Source organism: Bacillus cereus group sp. N31, assembly GCF_016483245.1.
Lineage (GTDB): Bacteria > Bacillota > Bacilli > Bacillales > Bacillaceae_G > Bacillus_A > Bacillus_A toyonensis.
Map to the genome: position 1 here is coordinate 310,646 of NZ_JAEHCH010000002.1, position 24,268 is coordinate 334,913.

Genomic DNA, 24,268 nt, shown 5'->3' on the forward strand with positions numbered 1-24,268 from the left:
CCACATTTGTGGAAGGTTTTTCTTATTTTTCGATAACGTTCATATTCAAATTATAAGCTTTCTCAATATTTAATTTGTACGTTCCATTTCCAGTTTTAATCGAATTTTTATACCAATGTTCTCGGTCGATTAATTCTGGATTTTCTTCTGAAGTATTATTTTCTTTTTTCGTTAAATCTTCAACTTGTTCCCAAGGTGTGTTTCCATGTGTTTCTTTTTGATTTGTTACTGCTGTTAAAGATACATCACTCTCTTTTGCAAGATGGACAGACACTCTTGAGCTTTCTTGTACAAACCAATTATTTTGTAATTGACCTGGATAAAGAGATAGTTCGTTATTTGAAGCACGGATTTCCACATTTTTATTTTGCGGAAGAACAAGCGTTGGTTTCACCTGTGGTGCCGAGTTAAATAACGTATGCTGAACAGGTAATGATTTTAATGTGATATGCATCGTTTCTCCAGCCGTTTGAACGGAAAGGAAATCATCTCGTTTTAAATTGAGTTCTTCATTTGCTTTCGTCGTCATTTCATAAGTTCCCAAAAGATGAATTTGATTTGTATTATTTCCCTCTATCGTTAGAGGCTGATGTCCTGCATCTACTACGATTTTTTTGATAGATTCAGGTATATCAAGTGGTCCGTCTGGAATATTACTCGTTTGCCTAGTTGTATTCATAGAATGACGAACTTCGTCTAGTAATCCAGTAGATAATAAACAGTAAAAAGCAATTCCAACACTTCCTAAAACGCCGATAAAGAAAATACTAAAAATATCATATTTAATAAATGATTGTTCCTTTTTAGAAAATAGAAGGTATAGTAAAATTTCAGCGCCAAGTATAATAAGTAAAACAGGCCACCATGCTGTTAATGTATCCAATACTTGAGTGCCTTTAATGACTGAAAATAGTAAGAAGCAACCTAATGTAATAATGGAAAGCCCCATTGAGAATGTTCCAACGCGCCATGTTCTCATTCGTTTGTACCACCTTTATTTTCTTTATTTCCAAGTAACAATTTAAAGCCGCCGCCAATTAAAAGGAGAGCAACGATAGACGTTTGGAAATAGCGATAATATAGTTCGCTAAGATGAATATTAAATATAGTTGCAAAATAGTCATTCAAAATAGGAAGGACTGTTTGATCTAATAAATAATAACCACCTAATACAATTAATCCGATACCGATCCATCTTTGATGATTTATAAAATAATCTATGATAGGTTCGTCATTAACACGTTCTTTTCCGTATTTTGCAGTTTGCTGTAACGCATCAAAAAAGCTATAGAACCAAATGATTGGTACTAAAAATAAAAACGCAGAAAGTCTTAATAAGTCGAGCAAATAAATGGATAGTAAAAAGGCTGCCATAAGCTGAAGACCACGGCGCTGTAAGCCTAAATACATATGTCCTGCTCCAGGAAACATCGCTAAAATGGAAGCGAATGTTTTATTTTTCTTTCCTTGTTCTCGGTGCTCTTCAAACTCTTCAAAAATAGTACGGTCATCTAGTTGCTCTCCGCGTTCTTTTTTCTGTAGTTGTTGAACAACATCGAAGAAATTATAAATCCATAAAACAGGTAACGTCACGAGAAAGATAAGGAAACTTTCTTGAGATGTTAAAAGGGCAACGAAAATGATCATACTTCCGATTCCTGTACAAGCTACTAAAAATGTAAGGCCACGTTGCATAAGTCCTAATTGAAAATGACCAAGTCCAGGGATAATTGATAGAAGAATGATATAAAATCGTTCGCTCTCTTTAGAGGACTCTGTAAATTCTCCGGCCGCTTGTTTTTTCGATTGATTAATAATAGTGATAACTAAATCTAATAAATTGATCGCCCATAACACGACTAGTAAAAATAGAGAAAGAAAAGCAATATCACGCTCTCCTAATGCTATTGTGCAAAATGCTGCAAAGATAAATAGAAATACAGCCCCTCCGCTATATAAAATAAACCGTCCAAACTTCTTTAAATATAAATGTCCAAGCCCAGGAATTAGCCCTAATACAAGTGCTAAAAAGGGGTTTTTATTCATGCTTTGAACCTCCGTCCTTTGTTGATGTGTCTACCGATTTGTTTACAATTTGTTGTGAGATAGAAGACTCGTTATGTTTTGAAGATTTCTCGAAATTTGATGTCGCTGTAAAAATATATTGGAATAAACCACTTACCATAAAAATAATTGTAGCCGCAGTCGCAATTATGTAGTGAATAATTGTGCGTTTTAGTGAGTTTGTTTTTATATATTCATTAGACTGTAGTGTTTCAAAATTAATTTGCGTCATAACTTCGTTCGTAAATGAATCATCATTTATCATTGGAAGGTTTTCATGTTGTTCATCAATACTTTCCATATAAAGTGCTAAACAATAATCACATTCAAAAAGATGTTCTTCCATAGATTCACGTTCATTGCTTTCTATAAAATCTAATGTATAATTGCGCCAATCTTCTTTTGAATAATGCATCATAGAAACTCTTCCTCCTTCCAATGTTTTTTAATCCATTTTCTTGCCCGATACAGTTTCATTTCGACTGTTTTCACTTCGATGTTTTCCTGCAAAGCAATTTCTTGATAACTTTTTTCTTCTAAATAATGCGAGAGAACGACATCACGGTAATTTTCAGGAAGTTCTCTTAGTTTTTGAGCAATGAGTAATTTTTGCTCTTTCGTCAATAGTAAAGCTTCAATGTTATGAGAGGATTTTATATTTTCCTCAGTTTCTTTACATAAGGAGAGTTCTTCGTGTTCTCTAGCTTTCTTCCTTTTATAATCAATAGCGTGATTGGTGGCAATACGCGCCATCCACGTTTTTAATCCGCGAAATTGATAATTTGGGAGAGAGGCGTGAATTTTTACGAATACTTCTTGTGTAACATCTTTCGCATCTTCTTCATGTCTTAAAATAGAAAAGATAACTTGAAAAATATAATGACGATACGTTTGTACAAGGACACGAAAAGCATGTTCGCTTCCTTGCTGTGCTTTTTCAATTAATTGTTTTTCCTCAATGGGTCTCTCCCTCCTTTTTGACGCATTCTATTATATAGACGTAAGAAATGATAAGTCACCCTACACATGCTGTAAAAAAAGAATAATATATTTTTTAATAAGAGGCTATATGAAAAAGGTGTGAAAAAATGGTAGAGAGAAGTATATAATGAGCAAAGAGGAAATGTTACGCGGAGAAAGGATGTGAATGTTAGTAGGAGAGGTCCATACTAACAAACATGAAAATTAAAATATTAATAGCAGATGATAATTCTTTTATTAGAGAAGGCATGAAAATTATTTTAAATACATACGAAGAGTTTGAAGTGTTAGATACTGTAAATGATGGAAAAGAAGCTGTAGCATATTGTAAGAAACATGAAGTCGATATTGTGCTTTTAGATGTCCGCATGCCAAACATGAACGGGGTAGAGGCGACAAAGTTAATTTGTGAAGAGACGAAAACGAAGCCGCTTATTTTAACGACGTTTGATGATGATGAATATATATTGGACGCAGTAAAAAACGGAGCAAAAGGTTATTTATTAAAAAATAATGATCCGGAACGTATTCGTGATGCGATAAAAGGAGTGTATAACGGTCAAACTGTTATGCAAGATGTAGTACTTGATAAAATTAAATCTAATTTAATGGAAAGTAAAGAGGAAGAATGTAAAATAGATGAGAGTCTTTTTACAGAAAGGGAGCTTAGTATTATCGCATTAATTGCGAAAGGTTTCTCGAATAAAGAAATTTCGAAGCAACTTTTTATATCAGAAGGAACGATTGCAAATTATATTACATCAGTTTTAGGGAAAACTGGACTTGAACATCGCACACAAATCGCGATTTATTACTTAACAGGGAAAGTAGATTAATGATATGGAATTTTGGTTAATTGTAAGTAAATTAATTGTCTTTATATATATTGTGTTCAGTTACATCTATTCAAACGTTACGAACTTACCGTGGGTTATACTTACTTTGCTTTTATATCTTTCTATAAACGTGCTGATCTCTATATTTAAAAAAGATACGTACAAAAAAATATTAACTTGTGTGTCAATTGGTGTAGTTATGTTATTGACATGGAAGGTTCATCCGTTTTTTATTTTGTTTTTACCTTTGAATGTATACGAAGTGACATTTCATTATATAGAGAAGAAATGGCAACTTTTTATCATTATGATGATACCTATTATTATTACAGATGAAAATATTCGAATGACGTATGGATTAATTGTTGCATTTTCTTTTCTCGTTTTAACTATGGCAGATCGATATATATCGCGTGTAGTAAAGCTGGAATCACAAAATGATAAGATGCGAAAAGATATGCAGCGATTGACGAAAAGCTTACATGAAAATAAAGAATACATAAGACAATCAGAGTACACGTTTAAGTTAGAAGAGAGAAATCGACTATCTCAAGAAATTCATGACAAAATCGGTCACTCGATGACAGGTGCGCTTATTCAAATGGAAGCAGCAAAGAGATTGCTTGAAATAGATAAAGAAAAATCTGCGGAGTTATTACAAAATGCTATTCATATTTCGAAAGATGGAATTGAAAGTATTCGGATTACATTAAAAAATATGAAGCCACCAACTGAACTAATTGGTATTCATCGTATGAAATTATTCATAGAGGAATTTGCCGGTAAGCATGATGTAAATATTCCTTTCGTATATAAAGGGAACTTAGATATGATTTCTCCCATTCAATGGAAAATTATCGGTGAAAATGTTACAGAGGCTTTAACAAATACGATGAAATATGCTGATGCAACAGTCATCTCAATTGATATTCATGTACTTAACAAGATGGTTAAAGTACAAGTGAAGGATAACGGAAAAGGTGCAACACTTGTAAAAAAAGGTCTCGGTATTATGGGGATGGAGGAGCGAACAGCATCTGTAAATGGAAAAATTATTGTAGATGGGACAAGTGGTTTTTCAGTAACAATGTTGCTGCCGATATAAAAGAATGGGACGAGGATGAATCATCTCATATGAAAAAAGTGAATAATCTCATGTGAAAAGAATGAACTTCTGCACTGAGCAGGTTCATTTTTTTTGTTTATACTAAAAGCAGAGAAACCGAAATAGGGGTGAAATGATGAATACATTAGAAATTAAAAATTTAACGAAAAAATTTGGTGATTTCATCGCGGTAGATAATATGTCTTTATCTATTAAAGAAGGAGAGATATTTGGCTTTTTAGGATCAAATGGTGCTGGTAAAAGTACAACGATAAATATGATTGCTGGATTGTTAAGAAGTAATGAAGGTGAAATTAGCATATTAGGAAAAAATATAAAGAAACATAGTCGATTTGCGAAGATGAATATCGGTATCGTTCCGCAAGATATTGCGATTTATGAAGAGTTAACTGCCTATGAAAATGTGAAATTCTTTGCTGGATTGTACGGGTTAAGAGGAGCCGAGCTAAAAGCGAGAGTAGAGGAAGCACTTAAATTTGTAGGACTTAGCGATAAACATAAAAGTTACCCGAAAAACTTTTCAGGCGGGATGAAACGAAGACTGAATATTGCTTGTGCAATTGCACATAGACCGAAGTTAATTATTATGGATGAACCGACAGTTGGAATTGATCCGCAGTCAAGAAACTATATTCTTCAGTCTGTCCGGAAGTTAAACGAAATGGGAAGCACTATTATTTACACGAGCCACTACATGGAAGAAGTAGAAGAGATTTGTACGAAAATCGCAATTGTCGACCACGGTAAAGTGATTGCAGAAGGTACGAAAGAACAGTTAAAAGCGATTATTACAGATACGAAAGATATTTGGATTGAAGTGAAGTCAGTAGAAAATTTAGATGTAGAAAAGTTAAAAGAGATAAACGGTGTGAAAGCTGTTCAAATTGAAGAGAACGTAATCAAGGTAAACTCGGATGCAGGATTAAATAATTTAAATAAAATTATTCAGCATTTCATTAATCATGACATTGAAATTCGTTCGTTAGAGGAGCAGGCTCCAAACTTAGAAACAGTATTTCTTACGTTAACCGGAAGAAACTTACGAGATAAATAAAAGGTAAATGAAGAAAAGGTAAAGGGAGGTTCATCAATTGAACATCTTCAATATTGCAATTATGCATATTAAAAGAGATTTCAGAGACGTAAGAACTTTAGTTTTTATGTTAGCATTTCCGATTGTGCTTATGCTTGTGTTAGGAACAGCGTTAACGAACGCATTTAATAGTGATAGTCATTCGATTAAAGATATACAAGTGCTATATAAAGATGAAGCGAGTAGCACGTTTTCTCAATCATTTGAAGCATTTACGAAAGAAGTGGATAAATCAGGTATTCATTTTAAAAAAGCTTCCGGCAGTATAGATGGGAAAGAAGAAGTGAAGAAAAATAAATATGCTGCTTATGTAGAGTTAAATAAAGATGGTGCAAAATTGTACGGAAGTGACAAAAGTAGTATTGAGGGGAGTATTGTGGAAGGAATGCTTACAACATTTGTTGATAAGTACAATGTAGCAGTCGAAGTTGCAAAAGTAGATCCTACTAAGGTGAGCACAGTTATTTCAAACGGAAATCATAATGATTATATAAAAGAAACATCCTTACAAGCTGCGAAAAAACCAGGTTCTATGGATTACTATGCGGTTGTAATGACAACGATGATTGCACTATATGCTGCGATGGGAGCGAGTTCTTTAATTCGAGGAGAACGAATACGTAAAACAGGAGATCGTCTCATTGCTGCACCTATAAGTAAAGCTGAAATATTCATTGGAAAAGTACTTGGTAGCCTAGTAGCAAATGCCCTGTGCATATTACTCGTCATATTATTTAGTAAATTTGTTTTTCAAGCGAATTGGGGCGACCATCTTGGAATCATATTTCTTATTTTATTAACACAAGTCTTTCTAGCAATTAGCTTCGGTTTAGGAATCGGATATATTACGAAAACAGCTGAAGCGTCTAGGGCAATTATTATGGTTGTTGTGCAATTAGCTTCTATTTTTGGAGGTGCATATTTCGTAGTAGAAGAAAATTTCGTTACGAATTTATCGCCATTAACTTGGGCAAATACAGCTGTTATGAAAATAATTTATGCAAATGATGTAGGGGCAGCACTACCAGTCATTTCTTTAAACCTTGGAATTTCAGCACTCTTTTTATTAATTGCAATTATTGCATTACGTAGACGGGAGGGGCTATAGTATGAAGGATATTTTATGGCTCATACAAAAAACGTTATCTGTGCTTTTGAAAAATAAAAAAAGTTTACTCATTATAATTAGCTTGCCGATAATAGGGACGCTCATTTCCTTCTCGATATACGGAAATGCAGGGCAAGGAACGTTAAATATCGGGATTGTAAATAAAGAAAATGAGCCGATAGCAAATGATACGATAAAGTTTTTAGAAGGATTAAATCATGTGAATGTGAGTAAGGTTAAGGAGTCTGAAGTAGAAGATAAACTCACTTCCAAAAAACTTGATGGAGTTATTACATTAGATTCTGGTTTTTCAAAAAGTGTTCGAGAAGGGAAACCAGAGCATATTGAAATTTCATCGATTAAAGGTGATCAAGTAACAGGATTTATAAAATCATATTTATATAATTATATTGATAATATAGCAGCTATTAGTAAAGTAGCAGGAACAGATCAAAGCACATTCGACAATATGTACGCAGGGTATCAAAAAAGTTCATTTAAAATGAAAACTGAGACGCTAGAAGATACTTCGAAAAATAAAGATATGACAAATCAAACGATGGGTTACCTTATTATGTTTATGCTGTTTTCAGCAGCGAACTTATCAGGTCATATTTTAAAAGAAAAAGAGAATAGAACGTACTTTAGACTATTATCAACGCCGATAGATGGGAAGAAGTTCATATTATCTAATGTCGGGGTAAATATGATAATACTAACAGTACAAATTTTGATTACAATCCTATTCCTAACGAATGTTTTTCATACGAATATCAATATGCCTTTCATAATGATGATGGGCGTACTAATGCTATTTGCATTAATAGCAATTGGAATATCATTAGTCCTTGTAGCTTTTTCGAAAAACTCAGCATCGGCAAATGCGATGCAAAACATGATCATTGTACCAACATGCTTACTTTCTGGATGTTATTTCCCATATGACATTATGCCAAGTGCAGTACAAAAAGTAGCTAATTTTCTTCCGCAGCGCTGGTTGTTAGATACGATATCAAAACTTCAGCAGGGAATACCATTCTCGGAGTTGTATTTAAACATTTTAATTTTATTCGCCTTTGCAATAGCATTTTTCTTAATTGCGATTTATAAGTTTGGAAGAAATAATGATGCGAGGAATTTTGTTTAATGTGAAAAGGTGTGGCTTAATGCCATACCTTTTTTGTTTGAAATTTAGAGTATCTTTTGTAGTATAGGAATGCTTTTGTAGAGCACTTCGTTATGTGAAGCATGCAAAACATATTTATTTCCCTCTAGAAGAAAAACGCTATGTAGAACAGCGTTACCGTCACCATGTTTTGTAAGTAAATCACCGACGACTTTGCCGTCTGTCCATTTCAGTTTGGAATGTGAAGGGACGACTTGTAAATATTGAGTTGTTTCCTCTCCATCTCCGGCAATGAGTGTCGTTTCAATATTTCTTTTTTGTATAATAAATCTATTTGTATTTAATGTATCGAGGAAAGGGTTTTTCGTTTTCATCTTACTATAAGGAAGAAATGTAATAGAAGAGTCAGATCTTATAAATAAATAATTTCCGTAATCTTTACAAGGAATAACATCTTGTAATCCTGGAAAGTAAATGTGTATCGCCTCAACTTTATTCATTTTATGTAAGATGCTTAAGTAACAAATATATTGTTCCATATAAAAATGAACGATATTTATTTTAGAAGAGGCATGGATAGGGAGACTACCTCCAGTCCAATAACTATAATTTGGTGGAGATCCAGCGTTTGGTGTGCAGAGTATTATAAGTTGATTCACATCATTTTTATATGTTGCACTTTGAACGTAAGAACGTCCAAGAAGGCCGCCCATACTATGACAAATTAGATTTAGTTTATCGCAACCTGTAATCTTTTTAGCATAAGCAATCGTTTGTAATAAATATTTTTGTGTAGAAAAAACAATACGCTGCCGCCAGTCATAAAAACAGATGAACAAGTCTTTATTTCGTTCGTACCCCATACTTTCTAGCATCATGATGAATGGTTCGTAAACAAATGCAGAAAGTCCAAAACTCCAATTACCAGTGCCGGGAATAATAATATTGCTCATTGAACCGAAAAGACCTGGGATAAAAACAATAGGAGTTTTTCCTTTTCTCATATTCGTATCTCCTTTAACTGTTTAGTATCAATAAAAATAAGAAATACATTTCGTATGAAAACATATTTAAATGAAACACTACGAAATAGTAAGGAATATGATTGGAAGGAAACCAAAATGATTAAAAAAATATTAAGAGTTACTTCTATTATTATTGCTATTTTCGTTTTTATTTTAATTTGGATGCATATCGATGTTACCTTAGGTAGGAAAATGGAAGCTGGGAAAAACATGCCGACAGAGTATGCGCCTCATTATAGTGATTTTCAATTATATGTAGAAGGGAAATCATTATATGAGCAGCTATTTGAAGATATTAAAAAAGCGGAAAGCTCCATCTACACTTATTTTTTCATTTTGTCGGATGATAAAAGTAGTCATACTTTTTTAAACTTATTAAAAGAGAAGGCAAAAGAAGGAGTAAACGTCTATTTATCAGTTGATCGCATTAATGATTTATCATTTGAAAGAAAGGTGATAAATGAATTGCGGAAAAGTGGTGTACATTTTACATATAGTAGAAAACCTACATTGCCATTCGGATTTTATTCACTTCACCATCGTAATCATCGCCGTATTACGACGATTGATGGGGAGATTGGCTATACAGGCGGATTTAATATAGGAGATGAGTACTTAGGGAAAGATAAGCGATTTGGATATTGGCGTGATTATCATGTACGGCTTAAAGGAGAAGGAGCAAAAGATTTAGAACAGCAATTCGCTTTAGATTGGAAACGAGATACGAAAGAAGATATAAAGAGGAGTACGAATAAAGCTAGTAAAGGGAATACATTACATACTATGACTAGTTACAATGGGCATTACGTTGTTGAAAAATATATAGAGCTCATAAAACAAGCTCAACACTCCATTGTAATTGCAACGCCGTATTTTATAGCAAAAAATAAAGAATCCATGAATGCTTTAATCGCAGCACAAAAGCGTGGTGTTACAGTAAAAATACTTTGGTCATATAAACCAGATCTACCTCTTATAAAAGAAGCGGCGTATCCATACATACGTCAAGCTGTTAATAATGGGATTACTGTATATGGATATAAAAAAGGAATGTTTCATGGGAAGTTAATGTTAATTGATAATGAATTAACTGTTATCGGTACAACGAACTTTACTGCACGTAGCTTCTATATTAATGATGAGATGAATTTGTATATTCATGGTGGATCTATCGTCTCAGAAGTGAATGAGGCGTTAACGCAAGATTTTCATGATTCGAAAGAAATGACGAAAGAATTTTTTGAGAAGTTATCATTTTGGGAGCATTGTAAGGAGAAGTTGGGGGGATTGGCTGATTTTTATTTATAAAGGTTAATGAAAAGGGTGTCTTTTATAGACACCCTTTTCATGAGAAATAACTATTATTCATGCACAAGCATCGAAACATCATCATTAATCAACGTCCCCACATGTTCCCCTAAACATATTTTCTTCATCACCCCAGGCTCATCGAAGTTAAAGACATGTGCTGGTAAATTGTAGTCCCGAGCAAGCAATAAAGCGGCTTGGTCCATGACTTGTATGTTTTGTCTAACAACATCGTTATAGTTCAGCTTTCGATACATTTTCGCTGATTTGTTATGTTTTGGGTCACTTGTAAAGACACCGTCTACTCCTTGTTTTGCGACTAATATGGCGTCACTATTCATTTCGATTGCTCTCTGTACACTTGGGTAATCTGTCGTAACGAAAGGTTGCCCGTTACCGCCTCCAAAAATAACGACATAACCGTTATCTAAATGATGGACTGCACGCAAGCGAATATATGGTTCAGCTACTGCGTTAAAAGGGATGGAAGTCATAACGCGTACTTCTTTATTTGTTTTACTAGTTAAAACACCGCGTAGCATTAAGCTATTAATAATCGTACCTAACGTACCGATATTATCAGCTTCTACACGATCAATTCCCCATTCTTCAGCTAGATGACCTCTGAAAATGTTACCGCCACCGATAACGATGGATACTTCGATACCTAAATCAACAATGGATAAAATTTCGTTTGCGATATGTTCTAATCGTTTGGAGTTAAAGCTATTTCCAGTTTGATCGGCAAGAGCGCCGCCGCTTAGTTTTATTAAAACTCTTTTATATGGCCTCATAACAATTCCCCCTATATAGATCGCAATAAAAAAGGAACAAAGGCGAATGCCTTTGTTCCTTTTTAAGAAAATGAAAAAGAAAAGAAGAAGATAGGACGAATTGCTTTGTATAGTTTTTCATACCATCCACTCCTTTTCATTTCGATTTGTTTTAAGTATATATCTTTTTGATTATACGAAAAAATCTGATTACTTATCAAGTTTATTTTATTGTTTTTTAACAAAATGGTGTCAATGAAAAATATAAGAAAAATATTTGAATTTTTTGTGACAAACTTGTAGGTTTTTGTATGATTTTGTAGGTTCGCTTATATGATGTGTGAGTAGCTTTTATAAATTCAAATTGAAAGCGTTCGCATGAAGGGGATGAACATAAATGAAAAAATTCGGATTGGCAACACAAATTTTTGTCGCGCTTGTTTTAGGGATTGTAGTAGGGGCAGTCTTTTATGGCAATAAAACGGCGATTTCTTATATCACACCAATTGGAGATATATTTATTCACTTAATTAAGATGATTGTAGTACCAATTGTTATTTCAGCATTAATTGTTGCGGTAGCTGGCGTGGGAGATATGAAAAAGCTTGGGAAACTGGGCGGTAAGACAATTCTTTATTTCGAAATTATTACGACGATTGCTATTTTAATGGGATTACTTGCAGCGAATATATTCCAACCAGGTACTGGCGTTGATATGAGTAATTTACAGCAAAGTGATATTTCTTCTTATAAACAAACTGCAGATGCAACAGAGAAGAAAGGATTTGCTGAAACGATTGTTCATATTGTACCGAAAAACGTATTTGAATCTATCTCACAAGGTGACTTATTACCGATTATATTCTTCTCCGTGTTATTTGGTTTAGGAGTTGCGGCAATTGGAGAAAAAGGAAAGTCTGTCTTTAACTTTTTTGAAGGTGTACTCGAAGCAATGTTTTGGGTTACAAATCAAGTTATGAAGTTTGCACCATTCGGTGTATTCGCATTAATTGCTGTTACGGTTGCAAAATTTGGTGTAGCAACACTACTTCCGTTAGGAAAACTAGTGCTAGCTGTATACGTAACTGTTATACTATTCGTTGTGATTGTATTAGGTATTAATGCACGAATGGTTGGCGTAAACATTTTTACATTAATAAAAATTTTAAAAGAAGAACTTATTCTTTCATTTACGACAGCAAGTTCAGAAGCTGTTTTACCTAATATAATGAGAAAAATGGAAGAGTTCGGTTGTCCAAAGGCAGTTGCCTCTTTCGTAATTCCGACAGGTTATACATTTAACTTGACTGGATCGGCTATTTATCAAGCGTTAGCGGCATTGTTTGTTGCACAAATGTATGGTGTACACATGTCACTGACGGAGCAAATAACGTTATTATTCGTTCTCATGTTAACATCCAAAGGTATGGCGGGAGTTCCAGGTGCATCGTTCGTTGTTGTATTAGCAACGTTAGGTTCAATGGGGTTACCACTAGAAGGTATCGCGTTAATTGCGGGAATTGACCGCATTTTAGATATGATTCGCTCATCTGTCAATGTATTAGGAAATGCATTAGCGGCCATTGTTATGTCGAAGTGGGAAGGCGAATTCGATAATGAGAAAGCAAAACAATATGTAGAAACAGTCAAAGAAACAAAAGCAGCATAAGAAATCGTTAAGGAGTGAATAATCATGGCAACATTAACTGAAGTTAAAAATGGTGTGCGAATTGAAAAAGATTTTTTAGGTGAAAAAGAAGTACCAAATTATGCATACTACGGCGTACAAACAATGCGTGCAGTAGAAAACTTCCCAATTACAGGTTACAAAATTCATGAAGGTTTAATTCAAGCATTCGCAGTTGTAAAAAAAGCAGCAGCACTTGCAAATACAGATGTAGGTAGATTGGAATTGAATAAAGGCGGCGCGATCGCAGAAGCTGCTCAAGAAATTCTAGATGGAAAATGGCACGATCATTTCATCGTCGACCCAATTCAGGGCGGTGCGGGTACTTCAATGAACATGAATGCAAATGAAGTCATTGCCAATCGTGCTCTTGAATTATTAGGAATGGAAAAGGGAGACTATCATTATATTAGTCCAAATAGCCATGTAAATATGGCACAATCAACAAACGATGCATTCCCAACGGCGATTCATATCGCGACATTAAATGCATTAGAAGGCTTATTACAAACGATGGGTTATATGCATGATGTATTTGAATTAAAAGCAGAACAATTCGACCATGTTATTAAAATGGGTCGTACGCATTTACAAGATGCTGTACCAATTCGTCTTGGACAAGAGTTTAAAGCGTATTCTCGCGTACTAGAACGTGATATGAAACGTATTAAGCAATCACGTCAACATTTATATGAAGTAAATATGGGAGCAACTGCAGTTGGTACAGGCCTAAATGCAGATCCAGAGTATATTGAAGCAGTTGTAAAACATCTTGCTACAATTAGTGAATTACCGCTTGTTGGTGCAGAAGATTTAGTGGACGCGACGCAAAATACTGATGCGTACACAGAAGTATCTGCAGCACTAAAAGTATGTATGATGAATATGTCTAAAATTGCGAATGACCTTCGCTTAATGGCATCAGGTCCACGTGTTGGTTTAGCAGAAATTATGTTACCAGCTCGTCAACCAGGTTCTTCTATTATGCCAGGGAAAGTAAACCCTGTTATGCCAGAAGTTATTAACCAAATTGCGTTCCAAGTTATTGGTAACGATCATACAATTTGCCTTGCTTCAGAAGCAGGACAATTAGAATTAAATGTTATGGAACCAGTACTTGTTTTCAACTTACTTCAATCTATTAGCATTATGAATAACGGTTTCCGTGCCTTTACAGATAATTGCTTAAAAGGAATTGAAGCGAATGAAGATCGTTTAAAAGAGTACGTTGAGAAAAGTGTAGGAATTATTACAGCCGTGAACCCTCATATCGGTTATGAAGCAGCAGCTCGTGTTGCGAAAGAAGCAATTGCAACAGGTCAATCCGTTCGTGAACTTTGTGTAAAAAATGGTGTATTGTCACAAGAAGATTTAGAGTTAATTCTAGATCCATTCGAAATGACACATCCAGGGATTGCAGGAGCAACTCTTTTAAAGAAAAATTAAAAGAAGAGGGGGACAATCCCCTCTTTTTTGTTTACAATATAGAAATGCTATATATGAATAGAGGTAGGGATGTTATGAGTAAGTTTACAGTGGCTTCTAATGGTGCATTAGAAACAACATTAAGAGGAGCAGAAGTATTATCAACACCACTTTTAAATAAAGGGGTAGCTTTCACACAAGAGGAAAGAGAAGAGTTAGGTTTAAAAGGTTTATTACCGCCAGCGGTTTTAACGTTAGAAGAACAGGCACGCCGAGCATACGAACAATTTAGTTCTCAGCCGGATGATTTATTAAAAAATGTATACTTAACGGCGTTACATGATCGAAATGAAGTATTATTTTATCGTATATTAACAGATCATTTACGTGAAATGTTACCGATTGTATATACACCAACTGTAGGTGTAGCAATTCAAAGGTATAGTCATGAATACCGTAAACCACGTGGTATTTATTTATCAATTAACGATCCATCAGGTATTGAAGATGCATTTGCCAATATCGGTGCAACAGCTGAAAATATTGATTTAGTCGTTGTAACGGATGGAGAAGGTATATTAGGAATTGGTGATTGGGGTGTTGGTGGAATTAACATCGCAATCGGGAAATTAGCTGTATATACGGCCGCAGTTGGAATCGATCCTAGCCGTGTATTACCAGTAATTTTAGATGTAGGTACAAATCGTGAGGAATTATTAAACAATCCATTTTATATCGGAAATCGTCACCCTCGTATAACAGGGGAAGCTTACGATGAATTTATTGATACGTTTGTTCAAGCGGTAAATAAACAATTCCCGAAGGCGCTTCTACATTGGGAAGACTTCAGTTCTCGAAATGCACGAAAAATTTTAGATAAATATCGTCATGACGTTTGTACATTTAATGATGATATTCAAGGTACAGGGGCAGTTTCACTTGCTGCTGTATTATCGGCAGTAAAAGCTTCTGGTGTACCGCTAAGTGAGCACCGTGTTGTTGTGTTTGGTGCTGGTACGGCTGGAATCGGTATCGCAGATCAAGTAAGAGATGCAATGGTTCGCGTCGGCTTATCAGATGAAGAATCTCATAATCGTTTCTGGTGTATTGACCGTAACGGATTAGTTACAGATAATATGGAAGGTCTTCTTGATTTTCAAATTCCATATGCAAGAAAAGAAGCAGAAGTAAGTGATTGGAAACAAAATGATGTGATTGGGCTTGCTGAAGTTGTGAAACATGTAAAACCGACAATTTTAATTGGAACATCAACAGTTGCGGGCGCATTTAAAGAAGAGATTATTAAAGAAATGGCTTCTCACGTAGAAAGACCAATTATTTTACCAATGTCGAATCCAACACCACTTGCGGAAGCGAAACCAGCAGATTTAATCGAGTGGACAGAAGGAAGAGCGTTAGTTGCAACAGGAAGTCCGTTTGAACCAGTTACATATAACGGTGTAACGTATGTGATTGGACAGTCAAATAACGCACTTATTTTCCCAGGACTAGGTCTTGGTACAATTGTTGTTTGTGCAAGCGTCATGACGGATGGAATGTTCGCAGCAGCAGCTGAAGCAGTTGCAAGTATGGTAGATACAAGTCAGCCAGGAGCACCTATTTTGCCAGAAGTTGAAGAGTTACGTAATATCTCTGAACTAGTTGCAATTGAAGTAGCGAAAGTTGCAGTTGCAGAAGGTGTTGCTAGAGAGAACTTAAGTGATAACGATATTAAGATTGCAGTGAAAGAAGCAATGTGGAAGCCTGAGTATCGTCAAATAAAAGCGGTAGAAAAGGTTAGTATATAGAGAAAAAGCCCGTTTATAATAATAAACGGGCTTTACTTATACATTTTGAAAAATATATAGGAAGTGGCAGCTTTGAATTGGAATCAATTATGGAAGAAAGATATGTATCTTTTAATTATATTAATGGTAGTTGTCCCAATTGCTGGAGAGCTTAATTTTCATCCTTTTAATGATATGTTTCGTGTTAGCTTCGGGACACCGCTTTTCTTCTTTTTATTACTATTTTTAAGAAGAATACCAGCAGCTGCTGCAGGTGTTCTCGTCGGTATATCTGTAGTTTTATTCCGTGTAAGTCTTGACTGGGTATTGCAAGGTTCATTCCATATGACAGAATCATTTTATTTGCGCTATCCTGTGTTCTTTTATTATTTTATTTATGGAAGCCTCTTTTCGTTTTGTAGGGTAAATAAGTTTCATCAGAAGCCAATTGTTATTGGGTGCCTTGGAATTTCAATTGAAATTATTGCAAGTATGTCAGAACTTGCGTTTTATCATATGCTCGTACTAGGCACAACGATAACAGTTTCTGAAGTGAATAAACTAATCATTATAGCTATTTTCCGTAGTTTCTTTGCGCTCGGTTTTTTAAATATGATGAATTTATATGAAACGAAATTAAAAGAATCCCAAGTTCGAAAAGAAAATGAAAATATGTTAATGTATCTCTCTAATTTATATGTGGAATCTGTCCATTTGAAAAAAACGTTACAAAATGCTGAGTTAATTACACAAGAAGCATATCAACTATATCGAAGCTTACAAGCGAACGATGACTTAAATAGCAAAACAGCTTTAAAAATAGCAGGAGAAGTGCATGAAATAAAAAAGGATAATCAAAGGATTTTTGCAGGGTTATCTAAACTGTTATTAGATAAAAATGTGGCTGAGTATGTAGAAGGACATGAATTAGCGGAAATAATTGTAAGAATAAATGAGAAGTATGCTGAAATGCTAGGAAAAGATATACGTTTTTCTAAACATATAGAAGGTGAGCACGCTGCATATCACGTGTATACAGTTCTATCAATTTTTAATAATTTAGTTGCAAATGCAGTGGAAGCAATTGAGGATAGAGGTCTCATTAGTATAAAGCTATATAAACGAGATAAACATATATTCTTTGAAGTAATTGACGATGGTCCTGGTATTGCACAGAAGTATAAGAAATTAGTATTTAAGCCAGGGTTTACTTCAAAGTATGATCAAACGGGAACACCGTCAACAGGTATTGGACTTTCTTACATAAACGAAATGGTAACAGAGCTAGGTGGAGAAGTGAGATTAGAAGACCGAGAAACTGGCGGCGGGTGTAAGTTTATCGTTTGTTTACCGGAGTGCAGTTTAAAGCGGGAAGGGGAATAATGTTGTTTTATTATATCGTAGATGATGATGAAGTTTTCCGTTCTATGCTTTCGCAAATTATTGAAGATGGAGATCTTGGGGAAGTAATTGGAGAGTCGGAAGACGGAGCTTTTATTGAAGCGGACCAACTGAATTTTAAAAAAGTAGATATTTTGTTTATTGATTTATTAATGCCAATGCGAGACGGAATTGAAACAGTTCGTCATATTGCGTCCGCTTTTACTGGGAAGATCATTATGATTTCTCAAGTTGAATCGAAGCAACTTATAGGTGAGGCGTATACACTTGGAGTAGAATATTATATTACAAAGCCACTGAATAAAATTGAAGTTGTATCTGTTGTACGAAAAGTAATGGAGCGTATTCGTTTGGAGCGTTCTATACATGATATTCAAAAATCATTGAATAACGTTTTTAAGTGGGAACAGCCGCAAGTTCGAAATGAGCCAATACAAGAAGGGAAGAAAATAGCGGATTCAGGGCGCTATTTATTATCAGAACTCGGTATTGCGGGAGAGAACGGAAGCAAAGACTTGCTTAGTATGTTGGAATATTTATATGGGCAGGAAAAGGCACAAACATTTGAATTTGGATTTCCTGCGTTAAAAGATATTTTCCATCATATTACAATAAGAAAATTAGGGGATGTAGCTTTAGATACGGATATTGATAAAGAGAAGAAAGCATCTGAGCAAAGGGTAAGAAGGGCGATTTATCAATCGTTAAATCACTTAGCTTCCCTCGGGTTAACAGACTTTTCGAATCCGAAATTTGAAAGCTATGCTCCGAAATTTTTTGATTTTACTATAGTTAGAAAACGGATGACAGAAATGACGAAAGATGAAGTAGCGGCTTCTGGTCATATACGTATTAACACGAAGAAGTTTATTCAAGTGTTGTATTTTGAGGCAAAACGGTTGATGGAGATAGAATGAAAAGAGATAAGTGTTTCAGATTGTAGACAAAGTCTTGTTCAAATGACATTGAGTTTCTTGGTGCTCAACACGCTTTTGACTCTCTTTTTTCATTAGAGTTGGAATAGAAGCAAAAAATAAATATAATATGGTTAATGCACCAACGGGGAGGAGGACAGGGCATGAATAAAGAAGAAAAGATCATAGTGGGTTTCAGGGACTTATATAATAAGATTGTTTGGCTTAATAAGGATAAGATGGAAGACAGTCTTAAGGGGTATAATTCTTCTGAAGTACATTGTATCGAATACATTGAAAAAAATGTAGATTCTAACGTGACAAAACTTGCGGAGTCCTTTTATATGACTCGCGGTGCCATAAGTAGAATAACAAAAAAACTTATAAAAAAAGGCCTTATCGAAAGTTATCAGAAGTCGGATAATAAGAAAGAAATCTATTTTAGGCTTACTGAACAAGGGAAAGTAATTTATAAAATACATGAGGATCTGCACAAAGAGTTTGAAGAACGGGATAAAGTTGTGTTTGATCAAGTAACCGAGGAAGAATTTGATAGTATACTTAGCTTTGTGGAAAAGTATAGTAGACATTTAGATACAGAAATAAAGAAACAAGGTGTACATATTAAGTCGTAATCTATTTAAAAAATAAAAATGAAACGAAAGGCAGTCCAAGGATGGATTGCTTTTTTATTGTTGCAATTTTGTTGACAGGGAAACAAAATGGAGTTATCGTTTTGTTGATAAGGAAACAAAAATAACTGTTGGGGTGAGAATGTAAATGTCCAAATTCAGATCACATAATGAACATAATACGGAAAGAGTCATAGATAAACACGCCTTACTATTCGGTCTTATCTCTGTGTTTCTTTGTGGAATAGGATTCAGCATTATAATACCTGTCGTTCCATTTTTAGTGCAGCCGTATACAAGTAATTCGGCAGAACAAGCGGTCGTCGTTACGCTATTAACTTCTGTTTATGCAGTCTGCGTATTTTTTGCGGCTCCCGCACTTGGAGCTTTGAGTGATAAATATGGTCGTCGTCCATTACTTTTAGTATGCCTTTTCGGTTCCGCAATCGGGTACTTAGTTTTTGGCATAGGAGGAGCTCTATGGATACTATTTGCTGGACGCATAATAGAAGGTATAACAGGAGGGAGCATAAGCACTATCTTCGCATATTTTGCAGATATTATTCCTCCAGAACAAAGAACGAAATACTTCGGATGGATAAGTGCGGTTGTAGGAGTAGGCACTGTTATTGGACCAACTATAGGTGGATATCTTGCCAAGTTTGGTTATTCTGTACCTATGTATTTTGGAGCAATCATAACTTTATTAAATGTTGTTTATGGAATCTTATATATGCCTGAGAGCCTTGACAAAAATAATAGATTGAAAGAGATTACCTTTGTAAGATTGAATCCATTTACACAACTTGCAAATATACTTTCCATGAAAAATTTAAAATGGCTACTTGTCTCAGCATTCTTACTTTGGATACCAAATGGATCTTTACAGGCAATTTTTTCACAATTTACAATGGATACTTTTAGTTGGAAGCCTGCGTTAATCGGACTTATGTTTTCAATTATGGGATTCCAAGATATCATTTCACAAAGTTTTATAATGCCAAAACTTTTGACAAAACTTACTGATAAACAGATAGCAATTCTCGGAATGGTTTCGGAGATTATAGGTTATAGTCTTATTGCAGCATCAGCTTTGTTCTCATTTTATCCGTTTCTTATCGCTGGAATGTTTATATTTGGTTTTGGTGATTCCATCTTTGGACCTTCATTCAATGGGATGCTCTCGAAGTCTGTCGATTCTAGTGAACAAGGAAGGATTCAAGGAGGTAGTCAATCTATTCAGGCTTTAGCAAGAATGGTTGGGCCGATCATTGGAGGTCAAATTTATGTTTCACTTGGGCATGCCGCACCTGCTTGTATGGGGATTATCCTTCTACTAGCCGCAATAACAGTCTTATATAAGGGCACGCATGAAAATATGTAAATTACCTACTTTATCCTCCTATTATAGAGAGTAAGCCCCCTGCATCAAAATATGCACATCCATCTCAACGGTGTGTGTGAAAAACTTTTATTACTCTTTTTCATAAAATCATATCTTTTAAATTATTGATGCGATGGCCAGTAAAACTTTTACATGAAAAATGTAGAAGATATTTAAATACTATGCTGGAACCTTTCAGAATCGCCTGTATAATAGGCGGTTTTAAGAGTTTAGGGACAAGTACTGAAACTCTATTTGCTTACAGTCTGAGGCGTTTATAAATAAGTATCTTTTTTGTTAAACCAACATTTTATATTTTCTCGTGAAGCATGTAAAATGTTAAGTAAGAGAAAATGGTTTTACAGTAAGGAAGTGTCAAAGCAATGAGTTTTACATTAAATAAATCGATTATTAAAGAAGTGTGCGGAGAGACCTCATATAAAAGAGGTGAAGCTTATTATAAATCAAATAAAGTAATAATAAATCATTATGATGAAAATAAAGAAATTTGCGAGGCGACAGTAAAAGGAAACGAAGATTTTCATGTTACAGTCGAAAAAATTAAAAAGGGTGATGTTGTTGCGAAATGTAGTTGTCCGTCATTAGCGTCTTTTCAAACGTACTGTCAACATGTTGCAGCAGTATTGATACAAATAAATTATAATCAGCAAACGGGTGGAATGCGCCCAGCTAGTAGTGAACACATGAGCGGGAATGATCAATTAACAAGTGGGATGTTTCAGTTGTTTGCAGACAAGCCACTGAGACCGAAAAGTAAACAACATCGTTTTGATACACGTGAAATACTTCATGTTGAATTTATTTGTACACCAGTAGTTACGAAACAAGGTGGAGCGCTTCTAGGAATGCAGCTGAAACTTGCCAAAACGTATTTCGTAAATCAGATTAGAGAATTTCTTTTTAAGGTGGAGAGAAGAGAACTTTTTAATTGTTCCAATGAGTTTACATATACACCAGATGTACATAGCTTTAAACAAGATACAGATGCGATTATTCAGCAACTTATTAAAATTCATCATAATGAAAAAATGTATGAGGATACGCTAGAAGTACATGCAAAACAAGATGATAGCATGATTTTAATACCGCCAGCGTCTTGGGGGGATATGCTTTCTTTACTTTCTAAAGTTGAGTGTGTGAGACTGAATCAAAATGGACAATCTTTTCATGGTTTACAAATTTCAAAAGGACTCCTTCCATTACATTTTGAGTTTAATAAAGGGAGTAACAGTGGGTTTACGCTTTATATTGATGGCTTACAACGAGTTGAGGTAATGGATACGTATAGTTATGCTCTATTTGGAGGGAAACTGTATCAGTTGAACGCTGAGGATTGCAAGCGGCTTATCGAATTACAAAAAATGATGAATCGCTCTAGTAGTAACCAATTATACATTCCGACAGATAAGATGGAATATTTTGTAGCGAAAGTTGTACCAGGTTTAATGAAGCTAGGAACTGTACGAATAGATGAGGTAGTATCAGATCGTGTTGAAACACCCGTATTAAAAGCGAAATTATATTTAGATAGAGTGAAAAATCGCTTGTTAGCAGGTCTTGAATTTCACTATGGAAACGTCATAATTAATCCGTTAGAAGAGGATGGACAGCCGTCTGTTTTTAATCGTGATGAGAAAAAGGAAAAAGAGATTTTAGATATTATGAGTGAAAGTGCCTTTGCGAAAACGGAAGGCGGTTACTTTATGCATAATGAAGAAGCTGAGTACAATTTTTTATATCACGTCGTTCCAACATTAAAAGGTTTACTTGATATTTATGCGACGACAGCAATCAAATTACGAATTCATAAAGGAGATACAGCTCCTCTTATTAGAGTTAGACGAAAAGAGAGGATAGACTGGTTGTCATTTCGTTTTGATATAAAAGGAATACCGGAGGCGGAAATTAAAGGAGTATTAGTAGCTCTTGAAGAGAAACGGAAATATTACCGATTAGCGAACGGTTCTTTATTATCACTGGAGAGTAAAGAGTTTAATGAAATTAATCAATTTGTAAAAGAAACGGGTATTCGGAAAGAATTTTTACATGGGGAAGAAGTGAATGTTCCGCTTATTCGGAGTGTAAAATGGATGAACGGACTTCACGAAGGTAATGTTTTAAGTTTGGATGATTCTGTTCAAGAGCTAGTAGAAAATATTCAAAACCCGAAAAAATTGAAATTTGCTGTGCCAAATACTTTACATGCAGAAATGCGAGAGTATCAAGTGTATGGATTCGAGTGGATGAAAACACTCGCCTATTACCGTTTTGGAGGCATTTTAGCAGACGATATGGGACTCGGGAAAACACTGCAAAGCATTGCTTTTATAGACTCTGTTTTGCCTGAAATTCGAGAGAAAAACATGCCTATATTAGTAGTCTCTCCGTCGTCCCTCGTTTATAATTGGCTGAGTGAATTGAAAAAATTCGCCCCGCATATTAGAGCAGTTATTGCAGATGGAAATCAAATAGAGCGCCGAAAAATTTTAAAAGATATAGCAGAATTTGATGTCATAATTACGTCATATCCATTGCTGAGAAGAGATATAAGGTTGTATGAAAGGCCGTTTCATACACTATTTCTTGATGAAGCACAAGCGTTTAAAAACCCTACAACGCAAACTGCAAAAGCGGTGAAAACGATTCAAGCGGAGTATCGTTTCGGATTAACAGGAACACCTGTAGAAAATTCGTTAGAAGAGCTATGGTCTATCTTCCATGTCGTCTTCCCAGAATTATTACCAGGAAGAAAAGAGTTCGGTGATTTAAGGCGTGAGGATATAGCGAAGCGAGTGAAACCATTCGTATTAAGACGATTAAAAGAGGACGTATTAAATGAGTTGCCAGATAAAATAGAGCATTTACAGTCATCGGAGTTATTACCAGACCAAAAGAGATTGTATGCAGCTTATTTAGCGAAATTAAGGGAAGAAACGTTAAAACATTTAGACAAAGATACGTTACGTAAAAATAAAATTAGAATTTTAGCTGGTTTAACGAGATTACGACAAATTTGTAATCATCCTGCTTTATTCGTTGATGATTACAAAGGCAGTTCAGCTAAATTTGAACAACTGTTAGAGATTTTAGAAGAATGTAGAAGTACTGGGAAGAGAATTTTGATCTTTTCTCAATTTACGAAGATGCTTTCCATTATTGGTCGTGAGTTAAATCGTCAAGCGATTCCATACTTTTATTTAGACGGGAGTACACCAGCGCAGGAACGTGTAGAGCTATGCAATCGGTTTAACGAAGGTGAAGGCGATTTGTTTCTTATTTCTTTAAAAGCTGGTGGTACGGGTCTTAACTTAACTGGTGCAGATACAGTGATATTATATGATTTATGGTGGAATCCAGCTGTCGAACAACAAGCAGCAGATAGAGCATATAGAATGGGACAAAAAAATACGGTGCAAGTTATTAAGTTAGTAGCCCACGGAACAATTGAAGAGAAAATGCATGAACTACAAGAAACGAAGAAAAATTTAATTGCTGAAGTAATTGAGCCAGGAGAAGGGAAATTATCCTCCATAACTGAGGAAGAAATTCGAGAAATTCTTATGATTTAAAATAAAAA

Annotated in this window: 20 protein-coding genes; 14 read left to right on the plus strand and 6 right to left on the minus strand. The window is 34.9% G+C overall.

Going from position 1 to position 24,268, the window contains the following annotated elements:
- Positions 1-22: 22 nt before the first annotated feature.
- The 4 genes from exsE to JDS81_RS05950 are packed head-to-tail and all read right to left on the minus strand — an operon-like array spanning position 23 to position 3,024.
- On the minus strand, positions 23-979 hold the full coding sequence (exsE, locus tag JDS81_RS05935) for an exosporium protein ExsE (RefSeq protein ID WP_001261437.1): 957 nt from the start codon (positions 977-979) through the stop codon (positions 23-25).
- Positions 976-2,046, minus strand: coding sequence for a hypothetical protein (locus tag JDS81_RS05940; protein WP_001039103.1), 1,071 nt, complete (start codon positions 2,044-2,046; stop codon positions 976-978). The genes exsE and JDS81_RS05940 overlap by 4 nt, the downstream gene beginning before the upstream one ends.
- Positions 2,039-2,482, minus strand: a complete 444-nt coding sequence (locus JDS81_RS05945; RefSeq protein WP_000972343.1) for a hypothetical protein — start codon at positions 2,480-2,482, stop codon at positions 2,039-2,041. Before JDS81_RS05945 ends, JDS81_RS05940 begins: the two co-directional genes overlap by 8 nt.
- Positions 2,479-3,024 (minus strand): RNA polymerase sigma factor, encoded by a 546-nt coding sequence (locus JDS81_RS05950; RefSeq protein ID WP_306472562.1) that lies wholly within the window; start codon positions 3,022-3,024, stop codon positions 2,479-2,481. Before JDS81_RS05950 ends, JDS81_RS05945 begins: the two co-directional genes overlap by 4 nt.
- A gap of 218 nt (positions 3,025-3,242) precedes the next feature.
- Between JDS81_RS05950 and JDS81_RS05955 the strand changes: the two genes are divergently transcribed.
- The 5 genes from JDS81_RS05955 to JDS81_RS05975 all read left to right on the plus strand — a co-directional run bounded on the left by JDS81_RS05955 (position 3,243) and on the right by JDS81_RS05975 (position 8,355).
- Positions 3,243-3,881 carry a response regulator transcription factor gene (locus JDS81_RS05955; protein WP_097954709.1) on the plus strand — a complete coding sequence of 213 codons (639 nt, stop codon included), beginning with the start codon at positions 3,243-3,245 and terminating at the stop codon, positions 3,879-3,881.
- 4 nt (positions 3,882-3,885) lie between these two features.
- Entirely contained in the window at positions 3,886-4,986 is a 1,101-nt protein-coding gene (locus tag JDS81_RS05960; RefSeq protein ID WP_097954710.1) for a sensor histidine kinase, read from the plus strand.
- A 136-nt stretch (positions 4,987-5,122) separates the two neighbouring features.
- Positions 5,123-6,061, plus strand: a complete 939-nt coding sequence (locus JDS81_RS05965) for an ABC transporter ATP-binding protein (RefSeq protein WP_097954711.1) — start codon at positions 5,123-5,125, stop codon at positions 6,059-6,061.
- 37 nt (positions 6,062-6,098) lie between these two features.
- Complete coding sequence (locus JDS81_RS05970) at positions 6,099-7,208, plus strand: ABC transporter permease (RefSeq protein ID WP_097954712.1); 1,110 nt, start codon at positions 6,099-6,101, stop codon at positions 7,206-7,208.
- Between the two features lies 1 nt (position 7,209).
- Positions 7,210-8,355, plus strand: a complete 1,146-nt coding sequence (locus tag JDS81_RS05975) for an ABC transporter permease (protein WP_097954713.1) — start codon at positions 7,210-7,212, stop codon at positions 8,353-8,355.
- 44 nt (positions 8,356-8,399) lie between these two features.
- Here the strand turns inward: JDS81_RS05975 and JDS81_RS05980 are convergent, their stop codons facing one another.
- Positions 8,400-9,338, minus strand: a complete 939-nt coding sequence (locus JDS81_RS05980) for an esterase/lipase family protein (RefSeq protein ID WP_097954714.1) — start codon at positions 9,336-9,338, stop codon at positions 8,400-8,402.
- Positions 9,339-9,455: 117 nt separating this feature from the next.
- Here JDS81_RS05980 and JDS81_RS05985 point away from each other — a divergent pair, with 117 nt between their 5' ends.
- Positions 9,456-10,667, plus strand: coding sequence for a phospholipase D-like domain-containing protein (locus JDS81_RS05985; RefSeq protein ID WP_097954715.1), 1,212 nt, complete (start codon positions 9,456-9,458; stop codon positions 10,665-10,667).
- Positions 10,668-10,720: 53 nt separating this feature from the next.
- Here JDS81_RS05985 and pyrH read toward each other — a convergent pair whose 3' ends face one another.
- Positions 10,721-11,461 (minus strand): UMP kinase, encoded by a 741-nt coding sequence (gene pyrH / locus JDS81_RS05990; RefSeq protein ID WP_001248057.1) that lies wholly within the window; start codon positions 11,459-11,461, stop codon positions 10,721-10,723.
- Positions 11,462-11,837: 376 nt separating this feature from the next.
- On the opposite strand from pyrH, the gene JDS81_RS05995 reads away from it, so the two are divergent.
- From JDS81_RS05995 to JDS81_RS06030, 8 genes are all read left to right on the plus strand, one after another.
- A complete protein-coding gene (locus JDS81_RS05995; protein ID WP_097954716.1) occupies positions 11,838-13,109 on the plus strand; it encodes a cation:dicarboxylate symporter family transporter in 1,272 nt (423 codons plus the stop codon).
- A gap of 24 nt (positions 13,110-13,133) precedes the next feature.
- A complete protein-coding gene (gene aspA / locus JDS81_RS06000) occupies positions 13,134-14,573 on the plus strand; it encodes an aspartate ammonia-lyase (RefSeq protein ID WP_000224192.1) in 1,440 nt (479 codons plus the stop codon).
- 74 nt (positions 14,574-14,647) lie between these two features.
- The gene (gene malS / locus JDS81_RS06005) at positions 14,648-16,360 is read left to right on the plus strand and encodes an oxaloacetate-decarboxylating malate dehydrogenase (protein WP_142312884.1); all 1,713 of its coding nucleotides are present in this window, start codon (positions 14,648-14,650) and stop codon (positions 16,358-16,360) included.
- Between the two features lie 63 nt (positions 16,361-16,423).
- The gene (locus JDS81_RS06010) at positions 16,424-17,722 is read left to right on the plus strand and encodes a sensor histidine kinase (RefSeq protein WP_097954134.1); all 1,299 of its coding nucleotides are present in this window, start codon (positions 16,424-16,426) and stop codon (positions 17,720-17,722) included.
- 2 nt (positions 17,723-17,724) lie between these two features.
- On the plus strand, positions 17,725-18,657 hold the full coding sequence (locus tag JDS81_RS06015; RefSeq protein ID WP_033657313.1) for a response regulator: 933 nt from the start codon (positions 17,725-17,727) through the stop codon (positions 18,655-18,657).
- A gap of 161 nt (positions 18,658-18,818) precedes the next feature.
- Complete coding sequence (locus JDS81_RS06020) at positions 18,819-19,289, plus strand: MarR family transcriptional regulator (RefSeq protein ID WP_001030884.1); 471 nt, start codon at positions 18,819-18,821, stop codon at positions 19,287-19,289.
- Between the two features lie 145 nt (positions 19,290-19,434).
- Positions 19,435-20,670, plus strand: a complete 1,236-nt coding sequence (locus JDS81_RS06025; RefSeq protein ID WP_097954135.1) for an MFS transporter — start codon at positions 19,435-19,437, stop codon at positions 20,668-20,670.
- Positions 20,671-21,053: 383 nt separating this feature from the next.
- Entirely contained in the window at positions 21,054-24,260 is a 3,207-nt protein-coding gene (locus JDS81_RS06030; protein ID WP_097954136.1) for a DEAD/DEAH box helicase, read from the plus strand.
- The last annotated feature ends 8 nt before the right edge of the window (positions 24,261-24,268 follow it).

What these genes read in the sequence shown, in the direction of transcription:
- JDS81_RS05995 (WP_097954716.1), top strand. Translation starts at nt 11,838, where the DNA reads ATGAAAAAATTCGGATTGGCAACACAAATTTTTGTCGCGCTTGTTTTA.
- JDS81_RS05985 (WP_097954715.1), top strand. Translation starts at nt 9,456, where the DNA reads ATGATTAAAAAAATATTAAGAGTTACTTCTATTATTATTGCTATTTTC.
- JDS81_RS05975 (WP_097954713.1), top strand. Translation starts at nt 7,210, where the DNA reads ATGAAGGATATTTTATGGCTCATACAAAAAACGTTATCTGTGCTTTTG.
- JDS81_RS05965 (WP_097954711.1), top strand. Translation starts at nt 5,123, where the DNA reads ATGAATACATTAGAAATTAAAAATTTAACGAAAAAATTTGGTGATTTC.
- JDS81_RS05980 (WP_097954714.1), bottom strand. Translation starts at nt 9,338, where the DNA reads ATGAGAAAAGGAAAAACTCCTATTGTTTTTATCCCAGGTCTTTTCGGT.
- JDS81_RS05960 (WP_097954710.1), top strand. Translation starts at nt 3,886, where the DNA reads ATGGAATTTTGGTTAATTGTAAGTAAATTAATTGTCTTTATATATATT.
- JDS81_RS06030 (WP_097954136.1), top strand. Translation starts at nt 21,054, where the DNA reads ATGAGTTTTACATTAAATAAATCGATTATTAAAGAAGTGTGCGGAGAG.
- JDS81_RS06025 (WP_097954135.1), top strand. Translation starts at nt 19,435, where the DNA reads ATGTCCAAATTCAGATCACATAATGAACATAATACGGAAAGAGTCATA.
- malS (WP_142312884.1), top strand. Translation starts at nt 14,648, where the DNA reads ATGAGTAAGTTTACAGTGGCTTCTAATGGTGCATTAGAAACAACATTA.
- JDS81_RS06020 (WP_001030884.1), top strand. Translation starts at nt 18,819, where the DNA reads ATGAATAAAGAAGAAAAGATCATAGTGGGTTTCAGGGACTTATATAAT.
- aspA (WP_000224192.1), top strand. Translation starts at nt 13,134, where the DNA reads ATGGCAACATTAACTGAAGTTAAAAATGGTGTGCGAATTGAAAAAGAT.
- exsE (WP_001261437.1), bottom strand. Translation starts at nt 979, where the DNA reads ATGAGAACATGGCGCGTTGGAACATTCTCAATGGGGCTTTCCATTATT.
- JDS81_RS05940 (WP_001039103.1), bottom strand. Translation starts at nt 2,046, where the DNA reads ATGAATAAAAACCCCTTTTTAGCACTTGTATTAGGGCTAATTCCTGGG.
- pyrH (WP_001248057.1), bottom strand. Translation starts at nt 11,461, where the DNA reads ATGAGGCCATATAAAAGAGTTTTAATAAAACTAAGCGGCGGCGCTCTT.
- JDS81_RS05945 (WP_000972343.1), bottom strand. Translation starts at nt 2,482, where the DNA reads ATGATGCATTATTCAAAAGAAGATTGGCGCAATTATACATTAGATTTT.
- JDS81_RS05955 (WP_097954709.1), top strand. Translation starts at nt 3,243, where the DNA reads ATGAAAATTAAAATATTAATAGCAGATGATAATTCTTTTATTAGAGAA.